3 protein-coding genes are annotated in these 3450 nt (G+C 44.2%); all 3 read left to right on the forward strand.

Annotated elements, in window-relative coordinates; all coding sequences use genetic code 11:
• Positions 1-154 precede the first annotated feature (154 nt).
• The 3 genes from phoB to AB4238_RS18525 all read left to right on the forward strand — a co-directional run bounded on the left by phoB (position 155) and on the right by AB4238_RS18525 (position 3398).
• Positions 155-844 carry a phosphate regulon transcriptional regulator PhoB gene (phoB, locus tag AB4238_RS18515; protein WP_020911436.1) on the forward strand — a complete coding sequence of 230 codons (690 nt, stop codon included), beginning with the start codon at positions 155-157 and terminating at the stop codon, positions 842-844.
• Between the two features lie 69 nt (positions 845-913).
• Complete coding sequence (gene phoR, locus AB4238_RS18520; protein ID WP_372034776.1) at positions 914-2236, forward strand: phosphate regulon sensor histidine kinase PhoR; 1323 nt, start codon at positions 914-916, stop codon at positions 2234-2236.
• A 190-nt stretch (positions 2237-2426) separates the two neighbouring features.
• A complete protein-coding gene (locus AB4238_RS18525; protein WP_220735903.1) occupies positions 2427-3398 on the forward strand; it encodes a PstS family phosphate ABC transporter substrate-binding protein in 972 nt (323 codons plus the stop codon).
• Positions 3399-3450: the final 52 nt, after the last annotated feature.

Below are 3450 nucleotides of genomic sequence, written 5' to 3' on the forward strand. Positions count from 1 at the left end.
ACTTCTTATACTGATTGGTGTAAAGTGAAAGCAACTAGTTCTGCTTTATGACAATAATTCTGTTTATTATGTCAAAATAGTACTTCGTTTAATATTAATGTAATAAAACTGACCAATAATAGACTCGTAGAAATTCACTGACAGAAGATCGATTATGACAGCAAGGATATTGATAGTTGAAGATGAGTTAGCGATCCGCGAGATGCTAACTTTCGTACTAGAGCAACATGGTTTTACCACCACCGCGGCTGAAGACTACGACTCAGCACTTGATATGTTAACCGAGCCTTATCCTGATCTAGTGTTACTCGATTGGATGTTCCCTGGCGGAAGTGGCATTCAATTAGCTAAGCGATTACGCCAAGATGAGTTCACACGTCACATCCCTATTATTATGTTAACCGCTCGCGGCGAAGAGGAAGATAAAGTCAGAGGGCTTGAAGTTGGCGCCGATGACTTTATTACTAAACCGTTTTCCCCTAAAGAGCTGGTCGCACGTATTAAGGCGGTTATGCGCCGAGCTGCGCCAACTTGCCTTGAAGACCCCATCGATGTGCAAGGGTTGCAACTAGACCCTGTCAGTCATCGTGTAACCGTCGGTGAGCAGGTGTTAGATATGGGGCCGACTGAGTTTCGGTTATTACACTTTTTCATGACACACCCAGAGCGCGTGTATAGTCGAGAGCAACTTCTCGATAATGTTTGGGGGACTAACGTTTATGTGGAAGATAGGACTGTTGACGTACATATCAGACGTTTACGTAAAGCGGTGACTCTGTCCGGTCATGACCGCCTGATCCAAACCGTTCGTGGCGCAGGCTATCGTTTCTCGACGAGACTTTAGTTAAACATCTCATAGGCACAAGGTGGCTTTTACGCTATCTTGTGCTCAGTTCCTCCATATGGTCGGTCTATGTTTGATTCATATTCTGGGTATCGTCTAATTTCTCGACTGGTGATCTATCTGCTACTTTGTCTTGTGGTGGGTTTACTAGTTGGTGAAGTCTTTTGGATACTTTTACTCGGTTGTATCTGTTTATTGCTGTGGCACTACCGTCAGTTATCTCGGCTTAATTATTGGTTGTGGCATGACCGTCGCTTAACACCGCCAAATGGCAGTGGCAGTTGGGAAGGGGTGTTCAACGGTATCTATCGCTTGCAGGGTAAGAATCGTAAGCGTGTTTCTCAATTAGCATTCCTATTAGGGCGTTTCAGACAAGGTGCTGAAGCGTTACCCGACGCCGCCGTGGTGCTCGATTCTGAACATAATATTCTTTGGTGTAATAAGTTAGCGCAGCTGCTACTAGGTTTCGTTTGGCCGCAGGATAATGGCCAGCGGATCGATAACTTAATTCGTCATCCTGATTTTTCAAATTACTTAAAGCAAGCTGAATATCATGAGCCATTGGAACTAGCCGCGCCCTTATCTGAGGGACGTTTGCTTGAGATCCGCATCATGGGCTACGGCTCAGGTCAGTTGCTGCTGATTGCACGGGATATTACCCGTGTGCGTCAGTTAGAAGGGATGCGCAAAGAGTTTGTTGCCAATGTATCCCATGAACTAAAGACCCCGTTAACGGTACTTCAAGGATACTTGGAGATGATGCAGTCGATGGAGGAGCCGGGTTCGCCTAATGTGAGAGCGCTCGACCAAATGCAACAGCAAACCTCGCGCATGCGCTCTATGGTTGAGCAGTTGTTGGCGTTATCAAGAATTGAGGACTCGGGTGATGTCGATCTTGAAGTCAAAGTGAATATGTCGCAGATGATGGACATATTACGCGATGAGGCGCTGGCATTAGCGCAGGAGCAGTATGATATTACCTTATACAGCGAACCTGGGCTTGATATGTATGGTAATGAAGTTCAGCTTAGAAGCGCTTGCACAAACCTTATCTCTAACGCGATTCGATATACTGAACCAGGTGGCAGCATCGATATTAGCTGGCGCAAAATGGCCTCTGGTGGCGAGTTTAGTGTCAGAGATAGTGGCGAAGGTATTGCGCCGCAACATATTAGCCGTTTAACAGAGCGTTTCTATCGTGTCGATAGTGCACGTTCAAGACAAAGCGGTGGCACAGGGCTTGGGCTTGCGATTACTAAACATGCACTCAATCATCACCAAAGCGAGTTGATGGTATCGAGTCAGTTAGGTAAGGGCAGTACATTTAGTTTTGTTATTCCGCCTAATTTAATTGAATATTCGCAGCCTGAGACGGAAAAATTTGCTGAGTGACGTTTTGACTAAAAATAGATGACAAAAAAAAACAGGCGCTTAGCCTGTTTTTTCATTTAAACGACATAAATTTTTCAAATAGCGTAGTTCTGTCATCGAAGTGTCACTTTGTAGTAATAGACTTGTCATCATAGAAGTTAATACTGACAGCGTTTTAAGAAACCAAGATATTTAAACACTGGAGCAAAGAATGAAATTGAAACAACTTGTTGGCGCAGTAAGCTTAACTGCAGCAACTGTATTTTCTGCAGCATCAATGGCGGCAATCGATCAGTCTTTACCTACTTATGAAAAAACAAGTGGTGTGTCTGGTAACTTATCTTCTGTTGGTTCAGATACTTTGGCTAACATGATGACGCTTTGGGCTGAAGATTTTAAACAACTATACCCTAACGTAAATATTCAAATTCAAGCCGCTGGTTCATCTACAGCGCCACCAGCATTGACTGAAGGTACTTCACAGTTCGGCCCAATGAGCCGCAAGATGAAGCCAAATGAAGTTGAAGCTTTTGAAAAACATTACGGCTACCAGCCAACGGCTATCCGTGTTGCGATTGATGCGCTAGCCGTATTCGTGCACAAAGATAACCCTATCAAAGGCATGAGCATGGAGCAGATCGACGGTATCTTCTCTTCTACAAATAAGTGTGGTGGCGATGATATTAAACGTTGGGGTGATGTTGGCCTAACGGGTAGCTGGACTGGCCGTGATGTGCAGTTATATGGTCGTAACTCAGTATCTGGTACTTACGGTTACTTTAAAAAGAAAGCACTTTGTAAGGGTGACTTCAAAGCTAACGTCAATGAACAGCCTGGTTCAGCTTCAGTGGTACAGTCAGTATCTCAGTCACTTAACGCGATTGGTTACTCAGGTATTGGTTACAAAACGGCGGGTGTTAAAGCGGTAGCAGTATCTAAGAAAGGCACTAACTACATCGCTGCATCAGCTGAAAATGCTGCAAGTGGTAAGTACCCACTTTCACGTTACCTATATGTGTATGTGAATAAGCATCCGAACAAAGACCTTGCACCAATGGACCGTGAGTTCATCCGTTACGTACTGTCAATGCAAGGACAGCAAATTGTAGAGAAAGACGGTTATGTTGCACTTCCTCGCAGTGTGATTGCAAAAGATTTAGCTAAAGCCGGTATCCGTCTTTAAGTTTAAATCTATTTAGAAAAAGGCCTCATTTGAGTAATGCCGATCAGTTAAG

This window comes from Shewanella sp. 10N.286.45.A1 (assembly GCF_041470405.1).
Lineage (GTDB): Bacteria > Pseudomonadota > Gammaproteobacteria > Enterobacterales > Shewanellaceae > Shewanella.